The sequence below is a fragment of the Phaeovulum sp. W22_SRMD_FR3 genome (genome assembly GCF_052113705.1).
Classification (GTDB): domain Bacteria; phylum Pseudomonadota; class Alphaproteobacteria; order Rhodobacterales; family Rhodobacteraceae; genus JBGQOG01.
Genome location: NZ_JBGQOG010000041.1, coordinates 1 through 2,500 on the forward strand (window position 1 = coordinate 1; position 2,500 = coordinate 2,500).

Sequence of the window (2,500 nt, forward strand, 5' to 3'; positions counted from 1 at the left end):
TTTGGTTGCGGGAGTAGGATTTGAACCTACGACCTTCAGGTTATGAGCCTGACGAGCTACCGGGCTGCTCCATCCCGCGTCCGTCCGCGAGGGCGATTGCATTCGCGGTATTAGTTGTATCGTATTGAGAGAACGTATGTACTTCTTACTAGGTTTGGCGGTGACCTACTCTCCCACGTCTTGAGACGCAGTACCATTGGCGCGACGGCACTTAACGGCCGGGTTCGGAATGGATCCGGGTGTTTTGCTCGTGCTATGACCACCAAACCAAGAAAGGAGTACAATCAGCGTTTTTTCATTGTCCAGATAAGTACTGCGATTTGTGTATACTTGCTTTTGTCCTGAAGAAGCATGGCTTCTACTGGATCAAATCAAGCCAATCGGGCAATTAGTACCAGTCAACTGAATGCATTGCTGCACTTACATCTCTGGCCTATCGACGTGGTGGTCTTCCACGGCCCTCAAGGGATACCTAGTTTTGAAGGGGGCTTCCCGCTTAGATGCCTTCAGCGGTTATCCTGTCCGGACATAGCTACCCAGCACTACCGTTGGCACGATAACTGGTCCACCAGTGGTCCGTTCACCCCGGTCCTCTCGTACTAGGGGCAACTCTTCTCAAGTATCCTACACCCACGGCAGATAGGGACCGAACTGTCTCACGACGTTCTAAACCCAGCTCACGTACCTCTTTAAATGGCGAACAGCCATACCCTTGGGACCTGCTCCAGCCCCAGGATGAGATGAGCCGACATCGAGGTGCCAAACGATGCCGTCGATATGGACTCTTGGGCATCATCAGCCTGTTATCCCCAGCGTACCTTTTATCCGTTGAGCGATGGCCCTCCCACTTGGGACCACCGGATCACTATGGCCGACTTTCGTCTCTGCTCGACTTGTCAGTCTTGCAGTCAGGCTGGCTTCTGCCATTGCACTCAACGAGCGATTTCCGACCGCTCTGAGCCAACCTTCGCGCGCCTCCGTTACTCTTTGGGAGGCGACCGCCCCAGTCAAACTACCCACCACGCAGGGTCCCGGATCCGGATAACGGACCGCGGTTAGACATCAAGAGTGCGAAGGGTGGTATCTCAAGGATGACTCCACGAGAACTGGCGTTCCCGCTTCAAAGTCTACCACCTATCCTGCACATCACAATCCTGATGCCAGTGCGAAGCTATAGTAAAGGTGCATGGGGTCTTTCCGTCTAACCGCGGGTAGTGTGCATCTTGACACACAGTTCAATTTCGCTGAGTCCACATTTGAGACAGCGGGGAAGTCGTTACGCCATTCGTGCAGGTCGGAACTTACCCGACAAGGAATTTCGCTACCTTAGGACCGTTATAGTTACGGCCGCCGTTTACTGGGGCTTCAATTCAAAGCTTGCACCTCTCCTTTTAACCTTCCAGCACCGGGCAGGCGTCAGACCCTATACGTCGTCTTACGACTTCGCAGAGCCCTGTGTTTTTAGTAAACAGTCGCCACCCCCTGGTTTGTGCCCCCGGCCGATACTTGCGTACCAACCGGGCCTCCTTCTCGCGAACTTACGGAGGTATTTTGCCGAGTTCCTTAAATGTGGTTCTCTCAAGCGCCTTGGTATTCTCTACCAGTCCACCTGTGTCGGTTTAGGGTACGGTCTTGTGGAGGGCTATTTCCAGGGACCCCTAAGCAGCCTCTTCAATCCGATAAGAAGAAACTACCCTCGGGATCCGTCACCATCTCCTGGCCCAGGAATATTAACCTGGTTCCCATCGACTACGCCTTTCGGCCTCGCCTTAGGGGCCGGCTTACCCTGCTCAGATTAGCTTTAAGCAGGAACCCTTGGACTTTCGGCGACAGGGTCTCTCACCCTGTTTGTCGCTACTCATGTCAACATTCTCACTTCTGATCTCTCCACCGGATCCCTCACAGGCCGGCTTCACAGAAAGAACAGTGTCTCCGTTGCTTCCGAGGAAGCAAAAGAGACAGCGTTCTATATCACAGAACGCTCCGCTACCACGTGCATTGCTGCACATCCAAAGCTTCGGCTCGTGGCTTGAGCCCCGTTACATCTTCGCCGCAGGACAACTTATCTAGACCAGTGAGCTGTTACGCTATCTTTAAAGGATGGCTGCTTCTAAGCCAACCTCCTGGTTGTTTTGGTCGTCCCACATGCTTTCCCACTTAGCCACGAATTGGGGGCCTTAGCTGTTGGTCAGGGTTGTTTCCCTCTTCACGACGGACGTTAGCACCCGCCGTGTGTCTCCCGGATATTACTCTTGGGTATTCGGAGTTTGGTTAGGCTCAGTAAGTCTGTGGGACCCCATCACCCATCCAGTGCTCTACCCCCCAAGGTATTCGTCCGAGGCGCTACCTAAATAGCTTTCGCGGAGAACCAGCTATCTCCGAGTTTGATTGGCCTTTCACCCCTAGGCACAAGTCATCCCGACCTTTTTCAACAGGTGTGGGTTCGGACCTCCAGTACGTGTTACCGTACCTTCATCCTGCTCATGCCTAGATCACTCGG

At 53.5% G+C, this 2,500-nt stretch carries 1 tRNA gene and 2 rRNA genes (1 of these 3 cut by a window edge); all 3 read right to left on the bottom strand.

What is annotated here, in order from left to right:
- Positions 1-2: 2 nt before the first annotated feature.
- A tRNA-Met gene (locus ACEN2S_RS22840) sits at positions 3-79 on the bottom strand.
- 73 nt (positions 80-152) lie between these two features.
- Positions 153-267, bottom strand: a 5S ribosomal RNA gene (gene rrf / locus ACEN2S_RS22845).
- A 100-nt stretch (positions 268-367) separates the two neighbouring features.
- Positions 368-2,500 (bottom strand): 23S ribosomal RNA (locus ACEN2S_RS22850) (it continues 700 nt past the right edge of the window).